The organism is Achromobacter veterisilvae, assembly GCF_037619525.1.
GTDB lineage: Bacteria > Pseudomonadota > Gammaproteobacteria > Burkholderiales > Burkholderiaceae_B > Achromobacter > Achromobacter veterisilvae.
In genome coordinates, this window is the sequence record NZ_CP148753.1 from 3,264,827 (window position 1) to 3,288,228 (window position 23,402).

The 23,402-nt window shown below is 63.7% G+C and carries 25 protein-coding genes and 1 tRNA gene; 12 read left to right on the plus strand and 14 right to left on the minus strand.

Annotation, left to right across the window (positions count from 1 at the left end; translation table 11 throughout):
* Position 1 precedes the first annotated feature (1 nt).
* Positions 2–80, plus strand: a tRNA-Ile gene (locus tag WHX56_RS15180).
* A gap of 16 nt (positions 81–96) precedes the next feature.
* Here the strand turns inward: WHX56_RS15180 and WHX56_RS15185 are convergent.
* Positions 97–834: a site-specific integrase gene (locus WHX56_RS15185; protein WP_338881709.1), complete on the minus strand. Its 738-nt coding sequence runs from the start codon at positions 832–834 to the stop codon at positions 97–99.
* A 16-nt stretch (positions 835–850) separates the two neighbouring features.
* Here WHX56_RS15185 and WHX56_RS15190 point away from each other — a divergent pair, with 16 nt between their 5' ends.
* Together WHX56_RS15190 and WHX56_RS15195 are read left to right on the plus strand one after the other, a co-directional pair.
* Positions 851–1,069: a M15 family metallopeptidase gene (locus WHX56_RS15190; protein ID WP_338881710.1), complete on the plus strand. Its 219-nt coding sequence runs from the start codon at positions 851–853 to the stop codon at positions 1,067–1,069.
* An 11-nt stretch (positions 1,070–1,080) separates the two neighbouring features.
* Positions 1,081–1,614 carry a hypothetical protein gene (locus WHX56_RS15195; protein ID WP_338881711.1) on the plus strand — a complete coding sequence of 178 codons (534 nt, stop codon included), beginning with the start codon at positions 1,081–1,083 and terminating at the stop codon, positions 1,612–1,614.
* Between the two features lie 32 nt (positions 1,615–1,646).
* Here the strand turns inward: WHX56_RS15195 and WHX56_RS15200 are convergent, their stop codons facing one another.
* Positions 1,647–2,339, minus strand: coding sequence for a hypothetical protein (locus WHX56_RS15200; RefSeq protein WP_338881712.1), 693 nt, complete (start codon positions 2,337–2,339; stop codon positions 1,647–1,649).
* A 399-nt stretch (positions 2,340–2,738) separates the two neighbouring features.
* Complete coding sequence (locus WHX56_RS15205) at positions 2,739–2,903, minus strand: 2'-5' RNA ligase (RefSeq protein WP_338881594.1); 165 nt, start codon at positions 2,901–2,903, stop codon at positions 2,739–2,741.
* A 493-nt stretch (positions 2,904–3,396) separates the two neighbouring features.
* On the opposite strand from WHX56_RS15205, the gene WHX56_RS15210 reads away from it, so the two are divergent.
* A complete protein-coding gene (locus WHX56_RS15210; RefSeq protein WP_338881714.1) occupies positions 3,397–4,443 on the plus strand; it encodes a hypothetical protein in 1,047 nt (348 codons plus the stop codon).
* Positions 4,444–4,537: 94 nt separating this feature from the next.
* Here the strand turns inward: WHX56_RS15210 and WHX56_RS15215 are convergent, their stop codons facing one another.
* Positions 4,538–4,990, minus strand: coding sequence for a hypothetical protein (locus WHX56_RS15215; protein WP_338881715.1), 453 nt, complete (start codon positions 4,988–4,990; stop codon positions 4,538–4,540).
* Between the two features lie 597 nt (positions 4,991–5,587).
* Here WHX56_RS15215 and WHX56_RS15220 point away from each other — a divergent pair.
* Together WHX56_RS15220 and WHX56_RS15225 are read left to right on the plus strand one after the other, a co-directional pair.
* The gene (locus WHX56_RS15220; RefSeq protein WP_338881717.1) at positions 5,588–6,559 is read left to right on the plus strand and encodes a VOC family protein; all 972 of its coding nucleotides are present in this window, start codon (positions 5,588–5,590) and stop codon (positions 6,557–6,559) included.
* Complete coding sequence (locus tag WHX56_RS15225; protein ID WP_338881718.1) at positions 6,547–7,446, plus strand: alpha/beta hydrolase; 900 nt, start codon at positions 6,547–6,549, stop codon at positions 7,444–7,446. The genes WHX56_RS15220 and WHX56_RS15225 overlap by 13 nt, the downstream gene beginning before the upstream one ends.
* A 65-nt stretch (positions 7,447–7,511) precedes the next feature.
* Here WHX56_RS15225 and WHX56_RS15230 read toward each other — a convergent pair whose 3' ends face one another.
* The 9 genes from WHX56_RS15230 to WHX56_RS15270 all read right to left on the minus strand — a co-directional run bounded on the left by WHX56_RS15230 (position 7,512) and on the right by WHX56_RS15270 (position 17,390).
* Positions 7,512–8,483 (minus strand): PDR/VanB family oxidoreductase, encoded by a 972-nt coding sequence (locus tag WHX56_RS15230; RefSeq protein ID WP_338881720.1) that lies wholly within the window; start codon positions 8,481–8,483, stop codon positions 7,512–7,514.
* Entirely contained in the window at positions 8,480–9,835 is a 1,356-nt protein-coding gene (locus WHX56_RS15235; RefSeq protein ID WP_338881721.1) for a Rieske 2Fe-2S domain-containing protein, read from the minus strand. Before WHX56_RS15235 ends, WHX56_RS15230 begins: the two co-directional genes overlap by 4 nt.
* Positions 9,807–10,928 carry an ABC transporter substrate-binding protein gene (locus tag WHX56_RS15240; protein WP_338878271.1) on the minus strand — a complete coding sequence of 374 codons (1,122 nt, stop codon included), beginning with the start codon at positions 10,926–10,928 and terminating at the stop codon, positions 9,807–9,809. Before WHX56_RS15240 ends, WHX56_RS15235 begins: the two co-directional genes overlap by 29 nt.
* Positions 10,929–11,057: 129 nt before the next feature.
* The gene (locus WHX56_RS15245; RefSeq protein WP_338878272.1) at positions 11,058–12,740 is read right to left on the minus strand and encodes an iron ABC transporter permease; all 1,683 of its coding nucleotides are present in this window, start codon (positions 12,738–12,740) and stop codon (positions 11,058–11,060) included.
* A 5-nt stretch (positions 12,741–12,745) separates the two neighbouring features.
* On the minus strand, positions 12,746–13,864 hold the full coding sequence (locus WHX56_RS15250; protein ID WP_338878273.1) for an ABC transporter ATP-binding protein: 1,119 nt from the start codon (positions 13,862–13,864) through the stop codon (positions 12,746–12,748).
* A 10-nt stretch (positions 13,865–13,874) separates the two neighbouring features.
* Entirely contained in the window at positions 13,875–15,038 is a 1,164-nt protein-coding gene (locus WHX56_RS15255) for a Gfo/Idh/MocA family oxidoreductase (RefSeq protein ID WP_338878274.1), read from the minus strand.
* 28 nt (positions 15,039–15,066) lie between these two features.
* Positions 15,067–15,744 (minus strand): RraA family protein, encoded by a 678-nt coding sequence (locus WHX56_RS15260; RefSeq protein ID WP_287756062.1) that lies wholly within the window; start codon positions 15,742–15,744, stop codon positions 15,067–15,069.
* A gap of 31 nt (positions 15,745–15,775) precedes the next feature.
* Positions 15,776–16,561, minus strand: coding sequence for an SDR family oxidoreductase (locus tag WHX56_RS15265; RefSeq protein WP_338878275.1), 786 nt, complete (start codon positions 16,559–16,561; stop codon positions 15,776–15,778).
* Between the two features lie 10 nt (positions 16,562–16,571).
* On the minus strand, positions 16,572–17,390 hold the full coding sequence (locus WHX56_RS15270) for an aspartate dehydrogenase (RefSeq protein ID WP_287756069.1): 819 nt from the start codon (positions 17,388–17,390) through the stop codon (positions 16,572–16,574).
* A gap of 156 nt (positions 17,391–17,546) precedes the next feature.
* Here WHX56_RS15270 and WHX56_RS15275 point away from each other — a divergent pair, with 156 nt between their 5' ends.
* Together WHX56_RS15275 and WHX56_RS15280 are read left to right on the plus strand one after the other, a co-directional pair.
* Entirely contained in the window at positions 17,547–18,545 is a 999-nt protein-coding gene (locus tag WHX56_RS15275; protein ID WP_287756060.1) for a LysR substrate-binding domain-containing protein, read from the plus strand.
* A 175-nt stretch (positions 18,546–18,720) separates the two neighbouring features.
* Positions 18,721–19,314: a BPSL1445 family SYLF domain-containing lipoprotein gene (locus WHX56_RS15280; RefSeq protein WP_338878276.1), complete on the plus strand. Its 594-nt coding sequence runs from the start codon at positions 18,721–18,723 to the stop codon at positions 19,312–19,314.
* Between the two features lie 53 nt (positions 19,315–19,367).
* On the opposite strand, the gene WHX56_RS15285 is transcribed toward WHX56_RS15280, so the two are convergent.
* A complete protein-coding gene (locus tag WHX56_RS15285) occupies positions 19,368–20,300 on the minus strand; it encodes a LysR family transcriptional regulator (RefSeq protein ID WP_129240547.1) in 933 nt (310 codons plus the stop codon).
* 139 nt (positions 20,301–20,439) lie between these two features.
* Here WHX56_RS15285 and WHX56_RS15290 point away from each other — a divergent pair, with 139 nt between their 5' ends.
* From WHX56_RS15290 to WHX56_RS15305, 4 genes are read left to right on the plus strand one after another with little or no spacing between them, the layout of a single operon-like run.
* Positions 20,440–20,841 carry a Zn-ribbon domain-containing OB-fold protein gene (locus WHX56_RS15290; protein ID WP_287756059.1) on the plus strand — a complete coding sequence of 134 codons (402 nt, stop codon included), beginning with the start codon at positions 20,440–20,442 and terminating at the stop codon, positions 20,839–20,841.
* On the plus strand, positions 20,838–22,010 hold the full coding sequence (locus WHX56_RS15295) for a thiolase (RefSeq protein ID WP_287756058.1): 1,173 nt from the start codon (positions 20,838–20,840) through the stop codon (positions 22,008–22,010). The genes WHX56_RS15290 and WHX56_RS15295 overlap by 4 nt, the downstream gene beginning before the upstream one ends.
* Positions 22,011–22,042: 32 nt before the next feature.
* On the plus strand, positions 22,043–22,729 hold the full coding sequence (locus WHX56_RS15300) for a 3-oxoacid CoA-transferase subunit A (protein ID WP_287756057.1): 687 nt from the start codon (positions 22,043–22,045) through the stop codon (positions 22,727–22,729).
* Entirely contained in the window at positions 22,719–23,387 is a 669-nt protein-coding gene (locus WHX56_RS15305; protein ID WP_338878277.1) for a 3-oxoacid CoA-transferase subunit B, read from the plus strand. The genes WHX56_RS15300 and WHX56_RS15305 overlap by 11 nt, the downstream gene beginning before the upstream one ends.
* Positions 23,388–23,402: the final 15 nt, after the last annotated feature.

Genomic DNA, 23,402 nt, shown 5'->3' on the forward strand with positions numbered 1-23,402 from the left:
TGGGCCTCTAGCTCATGCCTGGTTAGAGCAGCGGACTCATAATCCGTTGGTGCCGAGTTCGACTCTCGGGGGGCCTACCAAGAAAGTCCTGTGAATTCAGGCACCTACAGCCGCCAGCAATGGCGGCTGTTTCTTTTCCAGCGTCTGCTGTGACCAAAATGTGACCGTTTCGGTGTGCGCGGCCAGGTGTGTCGGTGCCAGGTGGGCATACTTCTGGACCATCTCAATACGCTCCCAGCCGCCCAGCTCTTTCAGGACCATCAGTGGCGTGCCGGCCTGGACGTGCCCCGATGCCCAGGTGTGGCGCAGGTCGTGAAAATGGAAGTCCTCGATGCCGATGGCGCGGCACGCCCGTTCGAACATGCGGGCATCAACCTGGCTGATCTTGGCGACCGCCCGGCCTGAGCGTGCCGCGCGCGTGAAGATCATGGAGCCGTGAATCCCGCGCCGGCGTTCCAGCACCGCCAAGGCGTCGGCGTTGAGTGGAACCGCCCGCGCCCGCTTGGACTTGGCGCGACCATGGGTGACCCAGGCATGACTCCGCGCTGTGTCGACCTGCGACCAGGTCAAGGAAAGGATCTCGTCTGCGCGCATGCCCGTAGCCACGGCGAAAAGGGCAACCTCCTTGAGCCAGTCCATGGCGATTGCCTGGATAAGCGTGGTTATGACCGGGCGCGGCTTCCAGCGCACGCGCACGTCGGGCTCTTCAAACTGCGTGATTTTCGGCAGCTTGGCTATCCAGTTCCATTCAACACATAGGGACAGGATGCGACAGATAGTCGCCAGATATCGCACGCTCGGCGGCCAGGTGTTGCTTATCGTCGAGTAGGCCAAGGGCGTCAGCCAGACGATGGCCAGCTACCACTTGCCACAGGCGGACGGGCTGAGCCATGCGGTCGACCTGGCGTCGCTGGTCGGCGGGGCGATTCCCTGGAACAACTGGCAGGCCTTCGCGGATCTGGCCGGCGTGGTCAAGGCCTGCGCCGCCGAACTGGGTGTGCCGGTGGAATGGGGCGGCGACTGGAAGACGCTCAGGGACGGGCCGCATTTCCAGATCCCGCGTGACTGAAAGGGGCGCGCGTGATCGCCGGCCTGCTGAAGATGCTGACGGGCTGGAAGGGCTACGTCGCAGCCGGCCTGCTGGGCGCCTTGCTGTTGGGAGCCGCAGCGTTCGAACGTCAGTGGTACGGCGCGCTCAAATACCAGGCTGGCGGGGACGCCAGGCAGGCCGAAATCGAAAAACGCCAGGCCGCGATCGAGCGCGCCTGGCAGGAGGAAAGGGATCGTGCTGATGCCCAACACCGCGGCGCCATGCTGGCGCGACAGGAAACCGAGTCGCGGCTGGCCCGGGCCGAGCGCGATCGTGATGCCGCTTTTGCTCGTGTTGGGGGGCTGCGCAAGCAGCTTGCCGCCCGGGGCTCCGCGGCATCCTACGCCGGCGCAGGACCTGATGGCGCCAGCCCCGACTGGATCGGCCTATTTGGAGAGTGTCTCGGCAGAGCAGAAAGCCTTGGACGCCGACTTGGCGAGGTGGGAAAGGATGCTGCTCGATGGGCTAACCGGGTGAACGGCCTGCAGGGCTACATTCGGGCGTTGACGATCAGGCCGGAATGAAGCCGCAGAGGCCGATCGCCAGAACGCTAATCTCAAGTGTTGCTACGCACAAGTGGCGGCCAGTCTGAATGCTTCTCCCATATGTGCATGCGGCGATGTTCTCTATTGCATCGGTAGAACTCATAGTCCTGGATCAAGGCTTCTCGATCATCATCCAGTAGCCGGTGTTTTTTCAGAAATTCCCTCAACACAGATGGGTCTGGCGCACTACCAAAAGAAAAGTTTCGAAGATCCTTCCATTCCTTGGCTAATTCATGGTCACTGATAGGGCGGGGAATCTGGGAATTTCCAAGTATGCTCTGGACGTAATCGAACTCTTCGACTGCATGCCACTCGCTCATTGCAGACTGGATTTCTTCATTTCTTACGCCGAGACGGGCCACTACGGCGAGCGTATCGCTTTTCAGGCGTTGCTCCTCTGGAACTGAGTACCCACCCAAACGTCCTTGTCTCTTTATTAGGGATAGCCCAAGCGCCGCTAGTTGAGCCGCTAGCATTTGCAGCTCACTGATCGCGCCTTCGGTTTGCCGGACTAGCTCCCTTGTTTTCGCTCTAAGTCCGTCTGAGGAAGCGGAAATCTCCGCAATCTGGTCCAAGTTCGCGCACAGCAATAGCAACGCGGTGGCAAAAAAACAGATGACCAGAACTTCCCACCGGCCCAGCGCCCCTAGCGTTATGCCAGCGGTTAGCGTCATCAGCGCGGCGATTGTGAGCGTCCATTTCATCGATGCCTCAGTTCATATGAGTATGCGTAAAGTTGGGATAGATTATGGGCATAACGTTACCTTGGCTCCATCCCCTTGCGCAATTTGCCGGGCAGTTCCAGCAACTCGGCCGCAACCTGATTGCGCTCCAGCACGCAGGGCTCGGCGTGGATCTGCTTAATCCAGTCATCGAAGACTGTTCCTAGGATCTCATGTGGGCGCTGCAAGTCGCCGGAAAGCTGGTTTGCACGTAGGACGAACGAGCGCAGGCGGCTGATCTACCACAGCAGGGCGACGATGTCGGAGTTCCAAGGTTGGCGCGCTTTAATGGCGCTCAACTGTTCGGCGGTAAGGGGATCTTTGAACGGCATGGGGGAAAACACTGGTTGAACATCCAGTGTGTTCGAGTAGAAATCGGGGTCAGTTTTCAGGCTTTCCCGCGGGCGCCGTCCGTATGCCATTGTGGCGTTGTAGTCGGATCTCGGCGACGTAAGCCAGAACGATCGCTTCCAGCAATTCCCGATCAGCCTTGGCCAGTTGGTCGATCTGCTTGAGGATGATAGGGTCGAAGGGCTTGAGGTCCATGTCAGCTCTCCCTCCTACCTGACCACAGGCGCCGTGTGGTCAGTAGCCAATTTCGGGCCGATTGGCCTCTTGTTGGAGAACGCAGCGTCTGGCACATGGAACCCCCGAAGGATGATAGCGACATCCACTATCAGCACGTGTCATGCCTGTGAGGGAGGCGGGACATTGCCATATGCCATGCCAAGGTTTAAACGCTTACCTTGAACTCGGAGGGGCAGGGCCCGGCTTCTGGGGAGTATTGCGAAGATGCACGGCCGGTCTATTTTGACTCGGCTGCGGAGGTTGATCGAACGCCGGGACAGGTGCGGCGCCAGGTGCTGGAGGGGAACGAAAAATGGCGTCGGTTTTGTGATCCGTCGTGGGCTAGGTTTCAAAGGCACCCCCAACGAGAGCCGGCCCTGTCTGATTCGTGCGACCGAAAAAAATCCAGTATAACGACAAGTGATGTCAGAATGTAAGAAAACTGGAATTTGATGCGCGTCGGAGAGGATAAGTGGCGACTAAACGGCAGGGGACACGTACAAAAGTGGATTTGAGCAAGCCAGTCATCAAAAAGACAGGCGAGATTCTGATTGGCAGCGAGGCAGCGGCGTTTGAGTTGATGGAACGTGCCTTGCGCAAAGAATTTGAAGGCTCAAATGTCCACCTTTCATTGCAGAACTGGCCCAGGTTGCGCGTCTCTCTCCGGGGAGAGGGATATGACAGCACCATCACGGCTGACGTGGCCGAAGCGCTCGTGGACGTGCAGAAAAGGCTAAACCGTGCGTTTGCTCTGGTGGTCCTAAATCATGCATCGGCTGTCCACTTGAAAGAAGAGCAGCGAGATGCCCTGAAGTTCAAGGCGAAGGTGGAAAAGGGCAGTTCGCTCATTACCCTAGACTTGAGCAGCGCCGTGCAATATATCGCGCAAAGTATGGTGGGCAAGATGACAGGAACAGAGCTGCTGATTGCAGCACTCGGCGTAGCAACGATCATCGCGGCGACGTCCGTTACTAAACAGTATCTGAAGGATCGGGCGGAGAACAAGCACGTCTCGGAAGAGACAAAGCGAACCATCGCAATGAGCCAAGAGGAAACGAAGCGGCAAAAGATTCTGGCGGATGCCTTGAGCCCGCGGGCCGCGTTGCGTCACGTGAAGCAGGATTTTGACGAGGCGCGCGACGAAATTTTATCGAGTGTCGGTGACGCAGACACCTTGAAGATCAACGGCATTGAAGTGGATAGGCATTCCGCCAAAGAGATGGCCCGTCGGCCTCGAGCAAGCTCTCAAGAAGTTCAGTTGAATGGAACATACTTTGTTTCGGAGGCCAGCTTTAAGCAGGAGTTCTCCACCAGGGTCTGGCTACGGCGTAAGGAGGACGGTAAAGAGTTTGCCGCAGAGTTTCAGGACGAGAGTCTGGACCAGATGCAGTTGGATATCCTCCGTGATGCGGCATTTGCAAGGACGCCTGTGTACCTGAGCATCAATGGCGCGCAACTCCGCGGAGACGTGACTAAGGCGACGATTATTTCAGTTGCCCAGCAGCCAATAATCACTTGAGTTCAGGGTAGTGCTGGACTTCTGAACGAAAACGCCCCAACCCGCGTGGGTCTGGTAGTGGCTGCACATGACCAGGATATGGAGTTATATGAGTTCAGATAGCCAGGAATCTCCAACCGCCCAACGTGAAAGCTATTAGGCTTCCCAAACCCGCTGCAACTTGGAAAATCCACAGTCCGTTCACCCATCGTAGGGTGCCCTTACTCAGCCCAAGGTACTGCAACTCTAGAGATTCCGCGAATTTCGAGTGATTGTTTTCCCAAGCGTTGCTCTGAATTGTATGCATCACCCAGCCGGAAAAGATACCTATGAATGCGGCGGCGATGCCGACAATGAAGTAAAGTAGAGAGGCAGCAAATTGCTCCTTGCTTGCTGCAACAAGCGCAACAGCGCCTGCGAGGCCGCCGCCGTTTAGGACTATCAGGGCCCGAAAACATTCAAGTGCCCATGTATCTTGAAAAGTCCCGATTTTTTCCACAATCGCTGTTAGGCCTGCATCGAGGCGTTCCACCTCTTTTTCTGACTCAGCATGTGTCCGTTGCGACATGACCGTCCTAGCTTGTTGTTGGGAAGAGATGGAGCTTACCGTTATTCGTCTTGGGGAGCGCGGGCCGACGTTCGGCGTGGGGCAGGTATTGGCCGCCCACCTGCTCCAGGATTCCGTTGCCTTCCATAGTCGTCTCCTATTAGGACGCGGCAACGCCAGCAGATGACCGGCCCTCGATGCCATGGCCAAATCATGCCCACAGTACCTGAAAAAAGGCCCAAAATGGCGCAAGATGCGCAGCCGATTTAGGGGTGGCTGGCAGTGCAAGTTTTTGAATTTGCTGCGCTTCTTGTTTTCGCCTAGCTGCAATCTAGGCGACTCATAATCCGTTGGTGCCGAGTTCGACTCTCGGGGGGCCTACCAAGAAAGACGCGGGTCTCGGAGCAATCCGAGACCCGTTTTCTTTTCCGCAATCTCGGCGTATTTCCGAAGATCGCGAAACGGAAATGCGGCCTTGGCCATGCGCCAGCGGCTCTTCCGTGCTTGCGCAGTGCTCAAGTATGGGGCGCAATAAAATCGTTTGTCGCTCCCGTCTTGCAAGCCTAGATTGCATGCTGAATCAATCACTTTTTTCAATCGAACATAAAGGTTGTCAGCATGCAAGAGCTGTCGCAAGACGCGGGCACGAGCGCCGTCGACGCCCCCTATTTTTCGCCCCGCCGCCTGGGCCACGTCAATCTCATCGTTCGCGATACCGACGCATCAATGCGCTTCTACCAGGACGTCGTCGGTTTCGAAGAGGTGTATCGCGTGCCGGCCATCGGCGGCGGTTTTCTCAGTAACGGCAACACGCACCATGACGTAGGAATGGTGCAAAGCTCCGGCCCTTCGGGCAAGGGCCGTCCGCCGGGCCTGAATCACCTCGCGTTCGAGCTGGAAACCGAAATCGCGCTGGTCGACGGCTACGAGCGGTCGCGCCAAGATGGCCTCGCGTTCGAGCGGACCCTGGACCACGACATCGCGCACTCGGCCTATTGTGCCGACCCGGACGGAAACTCGTGCGAGCTGTACGCCGACGTCGTCAGCGAATGGCGTACCGCGCGCACCGGTGAAGTTACCAAGCCCAAGCCGGCATGGTGGCCGGGCAAGACGCCTCCCGATCCGCGTCACAACTATCATGCCGAACCGGAACTGCGCCGGGTTGCGCATGCGGTGTTCCACCCCCTGCGCACGCAGCATGCCACGCTGGTCGTGGCCGACCTGCAGGAGAGCATCGCCTTCTACACCCGCAGGATAGGCCTGGCGCTGCTGGCGCAGGGTGAAGGATACGCGCTGCTGGGCGGGCGCTGCGGTCGGCGCGACGTCGCGCTGGTGCAGGCGCACGGCCAACTGAGCCCCGGCTACCATCATGTGGGTCTGGAAGTCGCCGACGCCGGCGAACTGCGGCAGTCCGCGCAACGCTGGCGCGAGCAGGGCGGCCAGGTGGAGCGCATCGTCGAGCACCCCTTGCGCACGGCGGTGTACGTGACCGATCCGGATGGCCTGCTGCTGCAATTCTTCGTCGACCACGCCGCCGGCCACGCCTCCTGGCGCGACCTTGAGAGGGAGCAGGCATTGTGGATCCTGTGAACGCGCCGGCGTGCGACGCGCGGCCGGTCAGCCTGACCGCGTACGCCCCGCGGCAGTATGCCGAGATACTCGGCATACGAACGGCCTACTATCGGTCGCCCGCCCGGCCGAGGCCGGGCAAGCCCGCCATCATGCTGGTGCATGGCGGTGCGCCGGGTGCGTCGGCGGAACTCAATTGGTTCCGCAATTTCGCCGTATTGGCCGAGGCCGGCCACGATGTGATCGCCTATGACCAGCCGGGCTTCGGATACAGCAGCCCGCCCGCCGACCACGGCATCGACTTTCGTTACCAGCACCTGGTCGCCACCCTTCAAGCCCTGGCGCCCGACACCGTGCACCTGGTCGGGAACTCCATCGGCGGCCTGCTGTGCAGCCTGTATGCCCTGCGCCGGCCCGCCGCCGCCCCTCGGGCGCGTTCGCTGATCCTGTCGGCGCCGTTTCCCTATTTCGATCCGCCGGCGGCCGTCAACGACAGGCTGCTGGCGCACCGTGGCCGCCTCGGCTCGATCGAACCCACGTTCGAGAGCATCCAGGCGCTGTGCATGAATACCTTCAACCAGCCCGCGCAGGTCACCGACGACATTGTGCGGCTGCGCCTGGACATGCTTGCGGGCGAGCGCTGGGATGCATACAAGGCGCGGGCCGGTGCGTCTCGCGAGTTCGAGCGCGCCGACGTGATCGGCAGGCAGCTCGATACGCCAACCCTGCTGGTGTGGGGCGTGGAAGACCGCAGCCTGCCCTACGAAATCGGCATTGAAGCGATGAAGCACATCTGCCGCGGACAGTTTGTGTATTTCACGCAATGCGGCCACTGGCCGCAGACGGAACACGCCGGCGCGTTCAACCGCCTGGCGCTGGCCTTCCTCGACGACAACGGCCGCCCCTGACCGCGCCACGGGAAAGCACACAGGCCGGCGCATGCCGGCCTGTGTGCTTGCGGCGCGACGGCCTGCTACAGGCCCAGCACCAGCCGCTTGCTGCGCGAACGCGAGCAGCACGGGAGGAACTGATCGTTCCTGCGCTTCTCGTCGTCGGACAGATACATATCGCGATGGTCCGGCTCGCCTTCCAGCACGCGCAACAGGCAGGTGCCGCAGATGCCCTGTTCGCACGACGTCTCGACGAACACGCCGTGGCGCGCCAGCGCTTCCACCACGCTCTCGTCCTTGCCGACCGCGAAAACCTCGCCTGACGAGGACAACTGCACTTCGAACCCCTCGTCCCCCGCGAGGGCGGTATCGCCGCCCTGCGGATTGGAAAAGCGCTCGTAGTGGATGCGGGCGTCGTCCCATCCCAGCCGGCGCGCCTGCGCGATAACGGCCTCGATGAACCCGCCCGGGCCGCACACATACAGGTGGGTGCCGTGTTCCTGGCGCGCCAGCACCTCCGCGATATCCAGCCTCTGCGCGGGCGGGCCGTCGTCGGTGTGGATGTGCGCCCGCGCCGCCAGGCCGGGGGCCTGCAGCCGGTCCAGGAATGCCATCCGCTCGCGCGAACGGCCGCAGTAATGCAGCGCGAACCGGCCCCCGCGCGCGGCCAGCGACTCCGCCATGCACAGGATGGGCGTGATGCCGATGCCGCCCGCCAGTAACAGCGACGGGCCGTCGGCATCGGCCAGCGCAAACAGGTTGCGCGGAGTTCCGATCTCGATCACATCGCCCACTTCCAGCACATCATGCACCGCCTGCGATCCCCCGCGCGAGGCGGGTTCACGCAGTACCGCGATCTGGTAGCGCGCCGGGGGGCCGCCGTAGCGGCACAGCGAATACTGCCGGCTGACGCCATTGCCGACATGGACATCGACGTGGGCGCCTGGCGCATAGGCCGGCAATGGCCCGCCGTCCAGGCTTTCAAGCTCCAGTACGCAGATGTCGCGCGCCCCGGAATGCTTTCCCGCGATACGCACCGCCAGACGCTCGCTCATTGGGGCACTTGCTCCTGAATCGCCTTGGTGTCGGGCACGGCGGGATAGCTCAGGCTCTTCAGGAAGTCCGCCAGCTCGCGCGTCTCGGCCACCGTATCGACGGGTGCCATCGAGAAGACCGTGCCGTCTCGCACCAGCGCGCGGAACTTCTGCAGCGCCTCCGGGCTGGCCATGAAGTCCAGCACCTTGCGGCGCGCCATCACGATGGCCAAGTCGGCGCTCACCAGTTTTTCCTTGGTCCGGTCGGCGATGCGTCCCATGCCTTCCTGCATGGCGCGGTCCTGGTCATTGACGCCATGGATGCCCGTGGTGGACGTGCCCTTCTGCGCTTCCCGATTGACCAGGTAATCATTGCGCCGATTGCGGATCGGCGCCCAGGTGTCGATGATGGAACCGCTGTTGAGTTCGACCGGGCCGTAGCGGTACTCGGGCGGAAAGGAAATGCCGCGCTCGACGAATTCCAGGAACGCCTGCGGCAGCTCCCCATCCAGCACGTAGCTGAAGTCCCAGCAATACGTGTTCTCGTCGTCAATGGGCACCCAGGCCCGGCCGCCGATGGGCCAAGCCGCACTGGGAATGACCGAGAACATGGGCGCCATCCATTGCGTGACGCGCCAATAGAAGCGCTCGTCGGCGCGGCGCCGCGCGATCGACATGAACCCGATGGGCGTTTCCTCGACGTTCAATTCCGGTTTGGGATCCTTGTACGTATAGGTACGGTGCACACGATCGGATGTCACGCCCTGATCCGACTTGTGCAGCGTCGATACGTGCGAACTGTCGATCTCGCCCTCGGCGCCCTGCATCCAGTTGGTTTCCTGCACCCAGACGCTGGCCAGCCGCTGCTTTTCCGGCAGGTCGATCCACGGAAACCGCGGCAGCTCGGGCGCCGGCCCGGCGCCCATGAAGATCCAGACGATGCCGGCCTTTTCCTGCACCTGATAGGCGGGCAGGTGCATTTTCTGGCAAAGGTTGGAATTCTTCTCGCTGGGCATTTCCAGGCACTGGCCATCGCGGCCATACAGCCAGCCGTGATAGGAGCAGCGGATGCCGCGCTCCTCGACCTTGCCGAAGAACAGCGGCGCGCCCCGGTGCAGGCAGTGCGCGTGCGTAATACCGACCTGGTTGCTGCCGTCGCGAAACGCGATCAGGTCTTCGCCCAGTAGGCGCAGCCGCACTGGCGCGCGGCTGCCCTCGGGCAACTGGGCCGACAACACAGCGGGCAACCATAATGAGCGGAAAAGCTCGCTGCCCGGGGTGCCGGCACCCACCCGGCACAAACGCTCATTATTTTCCTTGGTCAACATGACGTTCTCCTTTGTGCTACTTTCCCGCGACGCTGGCCACGGCATTCATGATCTGCTTGGCCGCGGCTTCGCTTTCACGCAACTGCTCCTCGGTCCGGACTTCGACGACCTTGACGTCAGGCATCATGGCCTTGATTCTCTGGGTCGTGGCCGAATCCGGATCGTGGAACAGCGACAGATACTCTTCCTTCTCCTGGATCTCCGCGCCCTCGGTGGCCAGCCACGCCAGGAACAGCTTGCCCAGGTTAGGCTGGGGGGCGCCCTTCAGCATGAACATGAACAGGGGGCCCACAGGCATGGTGGCGAGCGGCGCCCAGTCGATCGGCGCGCCCTTGCGCTTCTGCGCTTCGGCCAGGGCGGTGTAGCCCGACACGCCCAGCGCCACCTCGCCATTGGAGATCGCGCCCACGACGGCCGGCGGCCCCGGCTTGAAGCGCGGCTTGTTGGCGATCAGCTTGTTGGTCAGCTCGACCGCTTTGTCCACGCCGATGTCCACGGCCAGGATGTCCAGCGGCGGCGGCGTATTGTTGGCCATCGCGAAGCGGCCCTGCCATTTCGGCTCGGTCAGCTCCCACAGGTCCTTGGGCACCTCGCCCGCCTTGACCAGGTTCTTGTTGTAGACCATGACATACTGCACGTCCCATTGCCGCAGCATGCGCTTGCGGTAGGACGGCAGCACGCCATTGACCGCGGCCTCCTGGATCTTCGGGAACATCTCGCCGAAATCGCCGGCCCAGTCCACTTCGGCGCCCAGTCCGTTCTTGGCGAACCAGTTTTCGTACGTGTTGTAGCCATAGCCGCCGATGGCGCTGGGCACGGGCAGTCCGGCCGTGGCCTGCTGGTGTACCCGCGGCGCCGACACGGTCGAAGTCAGCGGCGTCCACTCCCACTTCACGTCGATGCCGAAGCGCTTCTGGAACGCCTCCATGATGCGGCGCTGCGCCTGCTCCGACTTGGGCGAACTGACCATGATCACGAACGGTCCCGAGGCGGCTTCCTTGCGCGCCGCCTCGACGATGGCCTGGTTGTCCGCCGCCTGCGCGGCGAAAGCCGCGAGCGACGACAGCGCCACCGCCGACAGCCACTGCCCGCCGCGCTTCATCGCGGCCCTCCTGGAACTGCACGTCTTGTCTTGCATTGCCTGTCTCCTGGTCGTTGTTTTATGCCCGTGGTCTTTTGTTTTCGTGGAAAACCAAAGGATTACTACTCTAGGAACTGCCGCTACGCTGGAAAAGCGATTTTTCCGCCGCCCATGCATGACCTGCGCTCAGCTATTGCGCTCGTCTACCCGCGCCATGTAGACCTGCAGGGGCATGACGACCGCGGCCAGCAGCAAGATCAGCACGACCGACAGCGCCGCTGCGCCCGGCACATCGGGGTAGCCCCACAGCAGCCACAGCGCCGAACTCAGCATGGCCGTCTTGGTGGTCAGGAAGATCAGCGGAATGCCGACGTCGCGCATGCCATGGGCGAAGACCAGCATCCAGCCGTTGAAGATCTGCGTGCGCAGGATCGGCACCAGGATGCGCCAAATGATGCGCAGCCGCCCGACCCCGCTCAGGATGGCGGCGCGCTCGATATCGGGATGCACCTGGATCAACGCCGCCGAGATGACCCGGGTGCCGAAGACGAGATTGACGACGACCTGGGCAAGCAGGATGGCGGCGATCGTGCCGTAGATCGGCGTGCGCACGTACAGCAGCAGCACCGCCAGCCCCAGGACGATGTTGGGAATCGCGATCGGCAGGAACGACAGCACATCCAGCCAGCGGCACCAGCGGTTGACCGGGCGCACCGAGACATACGCGACCAGGAAGCTGATGCAGATCGCCAGGGTCGAACCCAGCACCACGACGATGGCCGTATTGGACAGGCTGCGCTGGAACAGCGCCGACGAAAATAGCTGGCGGTAGTTGTCGAAAGAAACATTGGCCAGCGCCTCGACCGAGGGCAGCGTGTAGAACGGCAACAGGCTGGCCCACAGCAGGATCAACACCGGCATGAAAGCCAGCAGGAAGAACAGCACCGCATAGCCGTGCACGGCATGCCTGCGCCATCCCAGCTCCCTGGCCACCAGGCGGAAGTTCTTGCCGCCGATGACGGCGAACTTCTCGGACTCGCGGGTCAGGCGCTGATACAGCAGCACCAGGAACAGCGCAATCACCACCAGCACGATCCCGAACGCGGCCGCCAGGTTGTAGTCGGGCGCGCCGAGTTCGGCCGTGCTCAGCAGATAGATGCGGGTGCTCAGGACCTGGATGCCGCCGGTCAGGCCGATGGACAGCGGAATTTCGAAGACCTGGATCATGATCATCACCGTATAGATGAAGACCGACAGCAGGCCGGGCAGGAGAATCGGGCCGACGATGCGCAGCAGGATGCGCCAGGGGGAGACCCCCGCCAGCGTCGCCGGGAACTCCAGCTTGTAGTCCATGTTCCGGATGATGCCGGACAGCATCACGTAGATGGTCGGCGTCAGCAGGAAGCTGCTGACCAGCACCATCATGCCCAGGCTGTAGATATTGATCGGACCGTTCTGCGTTTCCAGGTTGAACCAGGTGCGCAGCAAATGATTGATGTAGCCATTGCTGGGATTCAGCAGCAACACCCAGCCGAAGCCCTGGATGAGCGAGGGCAGCGATAAGGTCAGGATCATCAGCACCCGCACCGTGACCTTGTAGCGGAAATCCGTGCGCTCGGTGATCCACGCCCACAGCGTGGCGAAGAACGTGGCGATCGCAATGGTGCCGCCCACGTAGATCACCGTGTTGGAAATGAGCTGGCCCAATCCGGGCTGGCTGGCCAGGTTGACGAAGTTCTCCAGAGAGAACCCGGCGGGGTCCAGCCACAGCTTGCCCTGGGGACGAAACGCCGTCAGCAGCAGGACCAATACGGGCAGAACGGTCAGCGATACCACCAGAAAGCTGACCAGGCCAAAAATGGCAACCATGCTGACTACTCCTCGATGCAGTGGATTTTCTCTGGGGGATAGTGCAGCTCGACGTGGGAAGCGTTCGCGCCCATGGCGCGCGCATTCACGTACGCGGACACGGTCTGGCCGGCGCCGGCCGGCGCGCGGCACACGACCTCCATGCGCTCGCCCAGGAAAACGCAGCGCTCGACCGCCATCGAATACCGGTTAGGCCGGTCCCGCGGACCGTCGGCGGCAACCAACTGGAAATCCTCCTGCCTGAGCACCAGCGTGACCTTGTCGCCAGCCTTCAGCGATGCCTCGCGGCGCAGGAAGACCACCGGTCCCAGCGCGCTGTGCGCCAGCGCTTCACCGGACAGCGCATTGACCTGCTCGACCGTGGCCTCCAGCAGATTCGGCGCCCCCATGAACTGCGCTACGAAGCGCGTTCCAGGCTGGTAGTAGATCTGGTGGGGCGTGCCGACCTGCTCGATCCTGCCGTCGTTCATCACGATGATGGTGTCCGACATCGCCAGCGCTTCTTTTTGGTCGTGCGTTACGTAGACAGTCGTGATGCCCTCCTTGCTGACGACTTCCCGGATCTGCTTCTGCATGGCGTCGCGCAGGTTGGCGTCCAAATTGGAAAGCGGTTCGTCGAGCAGGATTAGGTCCGGGCTTTGCGCGATGGCGCGTGCCAGGGCTACGCGCTGTTGCTGCCCACCGCTGAGCAGGGGCGCAGGCCGGTCGGCCAGGTGGTCCAGATGAACCTTCTTGAGCGCGGCGTCCGTGGCCCGCTCCAGCTCCGCGCGGTTCCGGCGGCGCTGGCGTCCGTTGAGCAACGGGAAGGCCACGTTTTCGCGGACCGTCATGTGTGGCCAGATCGCATAGCTCTGGAACACCATCGATATGTTGCGTCCGGCGGCAGGCACGAACACCGCTGCGCCGCTGTCAAAGACGTTACAGCCGCTTATGTCGATCCTGCCGCCGGAGGGCTTGTCCAGGCCCGCCAGCATATTGAGCAGCGTGGACTTGCCACAGCCGCTGGGGCCGAGCAAGGTGACGAAGGCGCCTTTCGGCGCTTCGAACGATACGCCGCGCAAGGCCTGGTGATGATCGCCCCGGCGGGTATATCCTTTGGTGAGATCGGTGACTCGAAGACCCATGGTTGCCACCTCAGCGTTCGATTTGCCTGCCGGTCATGCTGGACTCCAGCACGGCCAGACACACTTCCAGCGTATCCTTGCCCCACCGCGCGTCGCGCAGCGTGGGCGCCACGCCGGCGATGGCGTCGCGCAGTTCGTCGATCGTGTCGCCCTGGCTGTACGGTCCTCGGCCTGTGATGGCGGGCACCTCGCGCACCCCTTCGTCTCCGTACACCAGCACTCCGTCCGGAGAGGCGCGCAGGTCGGCATGTTCGCAAGTGACCAGCATCACACCGAAGTGCGGTTGCTTGCGATCGGTATTGCCGGACTCCATCGACTTCGAGATCGGACCGCCGAAACCATAACGGGAACGGCGCAGTTCGGCCTCGTCGCCCTCCAGTTGGCGGAGCACCTTGCGCGAACCGCCGTGGTTCGGCTTCTTTCCGCGTCCCCCTTCGGCCAGCCAGAAGTGCATTTCGTCGCTGTCGAAGTGGTCGTATCCGCTGTACACCATCACCGCGCACGCGCCGTCCTCGAGGGTCAACATGGCGGCGCAATTGCCTTCGGTGGGACGCTTCGGATCGAGCCGGCCCGTCATGGCGCGCACCGCGGCGATCCGCTGTCCCGTGATGGCCTTGATACTGTCGATCTGGTGCGGCAACTGGTTGTAGACGATGCCGCCGCCCTTGCTGGTGTCAAGTTCCTCGGGCCGGCGCGGACGGTACAGGAAGTCCGTGTAGTTGAAGCAATTGAGCATGGACACGCGTCCCACGCTGCCTTCCTGGACGATGGCGCGCAAAGTGCGCACCACCGGGTCGTGGCTGCGCGACGTTCCCACCACCAAGTGCACGCCGGCGCGCTCGACCGCCTCGATCATGCGGTCGGCCTCGTCGCGGTTCAATGTCAGCGGCTTCTCGACAATGATATGCAGACCCCGCTCGCTGGCCTGCACGACGTGCTCGCAATGGAACTGATGCGGCGACGCGATGTAGACGGCATCCATCTGCACGTGCCGCATCATCTCCGCCAGGGTGGCGAACACCGGAATGCCGTACTCCTTGCCGAACCGCTCGCGCACGTCTTCGTTGGGATCGCAGGCCGCCGTGATCTGCGCATCGGGGTGGGCGCGCATCGCAGGTGCCATCAACACCGACCCCGCGAAGCCCAGGCCGCAAATTCCGAATCGTATTTTCATTGTCTGTCTCATCCTTGGTGGCGCAGGGCTACACGTGCCCGTATTGTTCGAGCGCCTGGGCCAGTGTCAGCCCCTTGGCGAGCTCGACCCGGATCTGCCTTTCGGTATCGGTCAGCTTCTCGGCCTCGACCAGCACCTGTTCGACCACTTCCATGGGGATGACGATCGCTCCGTCCTCGTCGGCCAGGATGAAATCGCCGGGCCGCACCTGCACGTAGGTCGACGTGGCGCCGCGCAGGTAGATCGGCACCTGGCGATCGGTTACCTTCCAACGCCCGATCGATTGCACCGGCGTGCGATACCTGGCGTATACGGGAAAACCATGCTCGCCGATCCAGCGCACATCGCGTATGCCGCCGTCGACCAACGCGCCCACGCAGCCGCGCTCCTTCATGCCCAGCGCGATCAGCTCGCCGAAATAGCAGATCCCTTCACCGTCGCCGCTCCATACGCTGATCTCGCCTTCCGAGATGCCATGGCATGCTTCCATCTTGGCCGCATCGCCGCCCTGTGGATAGGGCGTCATCTGACCGCGTATCGTGTAGGCCCAGCCGGCCAGCCGTCCGCCATGGGCGGGGTAGGGCGAGAATTCCTGGGCCAGCCCGCAATCCAGATAGCCGAGGGTATCCAGCACGTCCGCCACGTTGGCGGTGTCCACCTTTGCGAACCGTTGCCGGATGTCATCGCGCTGCGCTTTCGAAAACATGTTTTGCTCCTGTGATGTCGGTTTGCTGCGGTCAGATGCCGGGGATAAGCCCGCCATCCACACGTACGGTCGAGCCCGTGATATACGACGCGGCCTCGCTTGCCAGAAATGCGATCGTGTCGCCGTATTCTTGCGGGCGCCCATACCTGCCCATCGGGATGCTGTCCGTGCTGGCGTCCACCACCTCGGACAAGGTCCGGCCTTCCCGCCCCGCCTTCGCCTCGTCCAGTTGTTGGATGCGGTGGGTCGCGATGCGGCCAGGCAACACCAGGTTGACCGTGACGCCCGCGGCGGCGACTTCGCGCGACAGCGTCTTGGACCAGCCCAGCAAGGCTGCGCGCAGCGTGTTGGAAATACCCAGGTTCGGGATCGGCGCGAGCACCCCGGACGATGCGCTGGTAATCACCCGTCCCCAGCCCGCCCGCCGCATCCCGGGCAGCACCGCGTCGGTCAGCCGGATTACGCTGGCCACCATGGCGCGGAAGTGCCTCTCCCAGTCGTCCGTATGCACGCCCTGCGCCTGCGTGGGCGGCGGACCGCCCGTGTTGTTCACCAGAATCTGCACATCCCCCCAGTGCGCCGCTATCTCGGCGACACGCGACTCGGTATGGCCGAGGTCGGCCAGGTCCCATTGCATGGGCATGGCCGTTCCGCCGGCCGCGCCGATCCGACTGGCGGTCTGCACCGCAGCATCCAGGTCGATATCCGCCACTACGACCCGGGCGCCTTCCCTGGCCAGGCTGGCCGCAATGGCGCTGCCCAGCCCGCCGCCGCCACCGGTCACCAGCGCGACTTTGTTCTCGATACCGAGGTCCATGGCGCGCTCCTCAGGTGCCGACGCGCACGGGCGCGGATAGCTTGCGCAGCAGGGCCAGGACGCTTTGCGCGGTGATGCGTCCGGTCTTGGGATTCTCCGAAGGGATATTCTCGATCGTCATGCGCAGTAACGCGGCGTCGGACACCACTTCGATGGTGTGCGTATTTCGCACCACGCCGGGATCGGCCCAGACCTCGAGCTGCGTCTCGTCGGGGCCTATGCCGGCCAGCGAGAGGGCTACGGCGACATTCAGGTTGGCCGGAAAGCCGCGCGCGGCCGCCCTGGCCGATCCCGAATACAGCAGCATCGGCTCGGTCAGCCCATCGATATTCAGATTCCGTTCCGCCAGGATGGGCGCGCCCTTGAATCCGATCGGCGGCTTGCGCGAGACCATCTTTACTGATTCGATGCTGCCCTCGGCGGCCGCCGTGACGGCATCCAGGCCGAGCAGAGCGCCCGTGGGCACCAGGATCTGGCCATCGCTCGCCTCGGCCTGGAGGAACAGGTCCGGAAATTCCAGCAACGCGCCGACCGACAACACAATGACTTTCTTGCCTGCGTCCAGCACCGGGCCGACGATCTGCGGCAACACGGCCGCTGGCGCGCACTCGACCACGATATCCGCATGTTGCGGCAGCTCGTGCAGCGGCAATGCCGGCACCGGCCGGGGCAGCGATGCGATGAAATCCGCCGTCTTTTCCGGGGTGCGCCCGCTTACCGCGCTGAGCCGGCAGCCAGCCACTTCGTTGCGGGCCAGGCGGTGGGCAAGCACCTTGCCGATCGCTCCGAGCCCTGCAATTGCGACACCCAATTCCTCTCTACTACTCATTGCTTTCCCTTTTTTCATCTATAAAATGGGCAAAACGCTATGTCAGGGAATTTATGCGGCGTGAAATTGGGCGACAAACGATTTGTTCTCGGCCAAAGCATGAGTTCCGGTAATGCATAAGCCGTCCACGCCAGAAAGAGCGAAGGAGACAGAGGTATGCACAAGGCCTTGCCGCCCCTTATCGCGTTGCGCTTTTTCGAGGCAGCGGGACGGCTCCAGAGTTTCTCGAATGCGGCCCATGAGTTGCACGTCACCCAAGGGGCCGTCAGCCGGCAGATCCGTGCGCTGGAAGACGAGCTCGGCGTCAAGCTGTTCAATCGCCTGACCCGCAAGGTCGAACTCACCGACGCCGGCCGCAGCTATCTTGCCGACGTCGACGCGGCGTTCGCGCGCCTGCGCGCCGGCACCGAGCGGCTGAAGGCGGAGCAGGAACACACCATCCTGCGCATCAGCGTGCTGCCGTCGGTCGGTTCTTCCTGGTTGATGCCGCGCCTGGGTTCGTTCACGCGCGAGTACCCCTACATCGAGATCCGCATCAGCAGTTCGATCGAACCCGCCACCCTGCAAGCCGGCGACGCGGACGTCGCCATACGGGTCGGCGCCATGCCCGGGCACCATTACAGCAAGGACGCGCCACGCATCGATCTGGCGATGACCGACGACTGGCGCGATGTATTGGCGGAAGAATTGATGGAGGATGTGCTGGTGCCGGTGTACTCGCCCAACATCCTCGAAGCGGACGCCAAGCTGGACGACAAGCAGATCTTTCAGACCTTGCCGCTCATCCACACGACCAGCCGAGTCGATGCATGGGCCGGTTGGATGAGGGCCTTCAACCTTCATGAGCCGCCCGCCACGCCGCGTATCGAATACGGCCACTTCTTCATGTCATTGGACGCGGCCCGCCAGGGGCTTGGCGTAGCGCTGATACCGGAAATCATTTACCGCAGCTCGCAGACCCATGGCCTGCACTGCGCCTCGCAGTACCGCGTGCGCAGCGCGGGCGATTACTACATGCTTACCCTGAATCGGCATGCGCAAAGTCACCACGTCGCGGTTTTTCGGCACTGGGTACACAGGCAATTCCGGGAGTTCAGACAACTTGAAGTAGCGTCCCGATACCTCGAACCAGTGCGGCATGGCTGCGAGGGGTGAAGACCGGACCGTTATCGGATCGCGGCAGGAACGAGACAGGATCGTCAATTTCCTCCATCATGGCGTGAGCAGGTTTTCACTGGGTCAATACAATTCGGCGCACGCGCGCGCCAGGCCATATGGATGACAGGCATCCACCCGGGCCGCCAGGCTTGATAACGAAAAGGAGCGCTACATGCTTGATGCGTTTCCGAAGTTGCGCCGGGCCGGCGCGGCCGCCGCGGTGCTTGGCGTGGCCGGCCTGCTGTTCGCGGGCTGCACGACGACCACCCCGCAATCGACGGCCACCGCCGCCGAGAAAAAACAGGAACTGGACGCCGCGGCCAACGCCACTTTGTCCAAGCTCTATGAATCCTCGCCCCAGGCCAGGCAACTGGTAGAGCGGGCGCGGGGCGTGCTGGTGTTTCCCGCCGTGCTGAGCGCGAGCTTCATCGTGGGAGCCCAGCATGGCTCGGGCGTGCTGCGCGTGCAAGGCGCGGACAGCGGCTACTACAGCGTCACCGGCGGCTCCATCGGCCTGCAGGCCGGCGCGCAGTCCAAGGCCATGGTGCTCCTGTTCATGACGGACGGCGCCCTGGCGCAGTTCCGCAACAGCAGCGGCTGGACGGTGGGGGCGGACGCGACGGTCGCCGTGGCCAACGTGGGCGTCAACGGCAGCATCGATACCAATACCGCCCAGCAGCCCATCGTCGGCTTCGTCCTGAACAATGGCGGCCTGATGGCCGGCGTGTCGGTCGACGGCAGCAAGATCTCGCCGCTGCTTCTGTAACCGGCCGCGCGGGGATTGCATGACCGGGGCGCCTTTCGGGGCGCCCCGGCCGTTTACAGTCCCATGGCCGTTTCCCAGGGCAGCTTGGGCGGCAGGGCCTCGGTCATTGCGTCGACGAATGCGCGGATGCGCGGCGATAGGTGCCGGTTGGGCAGGTAGACCAGTTGCACGGGCGTGCCGGGCGCGATCCAGTCGGTCAGGACGAGTTTCAGGCGTCCGTCCAGGACGGCCGCCTCCGCGATGAAGCTGGCCATGCGCGCAATGCCCGCGCCGGCCACCACGGCGTCCAGGATGGCTTCCGGGTGGTTCACGTTCAGATTGCCGCCGGGCGTGATGGTGTAGCGCTCTTCGCCTTTCTGGAAATCCCATTCGTGGTAGCGGCCGGTCTGCCATTGGACGTAGGCCAGGCAGTTGTGCCGTTCCAGTTCGGCGGGCGTGGCCGGCGTGCCGTGCGCGGCCAGATAGGCGGGGCTGGCGCACGTGACGTAGCGCAGGCGCGACAGGGTCTTGGCGATGACCCGGGAGTCCGCGGTGACGCCGATCCGGATGGTGGCGTCGAGCCCTTCTTCGGCCAGGTTGGGAACGCGGTCGCTGAAATCGGAATTGATCGACAGGCCCGGGTAGCGCGCCGTCAGCGACAGCAGGGCCGGCATGATGACTTTTCTGCCCATGCCGACGGGCGCATGCACGCGCAGCTTGCCGCGGGGAGTCAGGCTGGCGCCGGTCACCTCGGCTTCCGTGGCCTCCACTTCCAGCAGGATGAGGCGGCAACGCTGCAGCAGCAGTTCCCCATCGTCGGTCAGCGACAGGCTGCGGGTGGTGCGGTTCAGCAGCTTCACGCCCAGCTTGCCCTCCAGCAGGGACACGCTTTTGCTGACGGCGGCGGGCGACACGCCGAGCCGGTGCGCGGCGGCGGTGAAGCTGCCGCTGTCCGCGACACGCACGAAATTGAGGACATGCTTGAGATGCTCGATCAGGATGTACATGGCGGCCGGGCGTGGGAATCCACGCCATCTTAGCGATTCCTTCGCAGAAAGTTAAAGGTGATTTGCCCTAGGATCCGTTTATCTCTGGAATCCACCTCCCTACACTGGCCCGCAATGCTGGACACAACAGGAGACGAGGGTGGAGATCCAGAGCAATGCGCGGGCCGCGGTCGGGCCCGAGCAGGTTTATCTAGACGGTTTGGCCGCGGGCCGGTTCGAGATCCAGCGCTGCGCCGGCTGCGGCCAGGCGGTTTTCTATCCGCGCTGCGTGTGCCCGCATTGCGGCGGCACGGCGCTGGACTGGTTCGCGCCTTCGGGCAAAGGCGTGGTCTATGCCACCACCACCGTGCATCGCAAGCCCGAGCAGGGCGGCGACTACAACGTGTGCCTCGTCGACCTGCAGGAAGGCGTGCGGATGATGAGCCAGGTCAGGGCGGTCGCGCCCGGGCGCGTGCGGATCGGCATGCGCGTGGCCGCCCGGATCGCCGCCATCGGCGATGCCGCGCAGGTCGTCTTCGAACCGGCGGAGGACCTGGCATGACCTTGCGCGACTTGCGGGGCCGCACGGCCATTGTCGGGGTGGGGCAGGCCGGGCTGGGGCAGGCCTCGGGCTACACCGAGCAGGAGGTGCTGACGCAGGCGGCGATGGCCGCCATCGCGGACGCGGGGTTGACCCTCAAGGACATCGACGGGATCACGACCTGCAGTTCCCTGTCGCCCATGTGGGGGATGTCGGTCGTCGAGTATCTCGGCATCCGGCCCACATTCCTGGACAGCACCATGATCGGCGGGTCCAGCTACGTGGCGCACCTGCTGCCCGCGATGCATGCGCTGGTGTCGGGGCAATGCAATGCCGTCCTGGTCTGTTATGGCAGCACGCAGCGCACGGCCAGGTTCAACCGCGCCGACCTGACCCGGGTGCGGAAGTTCCTGGATCCCCAGCCCCACGAAACGCCCTACGATCCGCCCATGCCGGCGGCCGCCTACGCGCTGGCGGCAAGCCGCCACATGCACCAGTACGGCACGACGCGCAAGCAGTTGTCGGAAGTGGCGGTCGCGGCGCGCAAGTGGGCGCAACTGAATCCCGAAGCCACGATGAGGGATCCCTTGTCGCTGGAGGACGTGGCCGGCGCGCGCCCGGTGTGCGATCCCTTTACGGTGCGCGACTGCTGCATGGTGAGCGACGGCGCGGGCGCATTCGTGATGACCCGGTCGGATCGGGCGCGGGACTGCGCCAAGCCGCCCGTTTACGTGCTGGGCAACGCCACCGCCGTGTGGAACCGCCAGGTGTCGTCCATGCACGACCTGACGGTCACGGCCGCGCTGGAGTCGGGCAGGCGCTGCTACGAGATGGCCGGCGTGGGCGCGAAGGACATGGATCTGGCCATGCTGTACGACGCTTTCACCATCAACACGATCCTGTTCCTGGAAGACCTGGGCTTCTGCGGCAAAGGCGAGGGCGGGGCCTTCGTCGACGATGGCGCGATCGCGCCGGGGGGGCGCCTGGCGGTCAACACCAACGGCGGCGGCCTGTCTTGCGTGCATCCCGGCATGTATGGCGTGTTCCTCATGGTCGAGGCGGTGCGGCAACTGCGCGGCGAGTGCGGCGCGCGCCAGTTGAAGGACCCGAACCTGGCGCTGGTGCACGGCAACGGCGGCACCTTGTCCAGCCAGTCCACCGCGATCCTCGGTTCGCGGCAGTCGCTGTAGGCGCGGTCCGGATCATTGTCCAGGGGAAATCCATGTTGAACAAAATCGTGCCCTCCTTGGAGGCGGCCGTCGCCGGGGTGGCGGACGGCTCCACGCTGCTGATCGGCGGCTTCGGCGCGTCGGGCGTGCCGACGGAACTGCTGCAGGCCTTGCTGGAGACGGGGGCGCGCGAGCTGACCATCGTCAACAACAACGCGGGCAACGGAGAGCCGGGCTTGAGCCAGTTGATCCGCGCCGGCAGGGTCCGGAAGGTGGTCTGTTCCTTCGCCCGTTCGTCGAACCCGAAGAAGCCGAACGCGGCCGCGTTCGGCGAATGGTATGCCGCCGGCCGCATCGAACTCGAGGTCGTGCCGCAAGGCACGCTGGCCGAGCGCCTGCGCGCGGCCGGCGCGGGAATCGGCCCTTTCTTCACGCCCACCGCCTATGGCACCCGCCTGGCGGAGGGGAAGGAAACCCGCAGCATCGACGGCCGCGGTTATGTGCTGGAACAGCCGCTGCCGGGCGACGTGGCGTTCGTAAAGGCCCAGTACGGCGATCGCGCGGGCAATCTGACCTACCGCTACGCCAGCCGCAATTTCGGCCCGGTGATGTGCATGGCCGCCCGGCTGGCGGTTGCCCAGGTCGACGAGGTCGTGCCCTTGGGAAGCCTGGCGCCGGAGCACGTGATGACGCCGGGAATTTTCGTGCAACGCATCGTCGAGTGCCGCAATGCCAATTGAAACCTTATCGCGCGAACGTATGGCGCAGATCGTCGCCGGCGACATCCCGCCCGCTTCCTACGTCAATCTGGGCATCGGCATGCCGACGCTGGTGGCGGATTACCTGTCTCCCGAGCGCGGCGTGGTCCTGCACAGCGAGAACGGCATCCTGGGCATGAAGGGCCTGGAGCCCGGCCAGGAGGTCGACGGCGATCTGCTCAATGCCAGCAAGGATCCCGTCGCGCTGGACACCGGGGCGTCCATCACCGATCACGTCGTGTCGTTCGCCATGATGCGCGGCGGCCACATCGACCTGACGGTGCTGGGCGCGTTCCAGGTGTCGGCCGACGGCGACCTGGCCAACTGGGATACCGGGCGCGAGGACTCGATCCCGGCGGTGGGCGGCGCCATGGACCTGGTGGCGGGGGCCAAGCGCATCTTCGTGATGATGCAGCACGTGGACCGGGACGGGCGGCCGAAGATCGTGCCTGAATGCACCTATCCGCTGACCGGCAAGGCCGTGGTCGACCGCATCTACAGCGACCTCGCCATCATCGACGTGGCGCCGGACGGCTTGCGCGTGCGGGCGATGGCGCGGGGCCTGGATTTCGCCACGCTGCAGGCGCAGACCGCCGTGGCCTTGACGCTGGACGATGCGTGGACCGAATTGGCGCCCTGAGCCGACAGGCAGGCG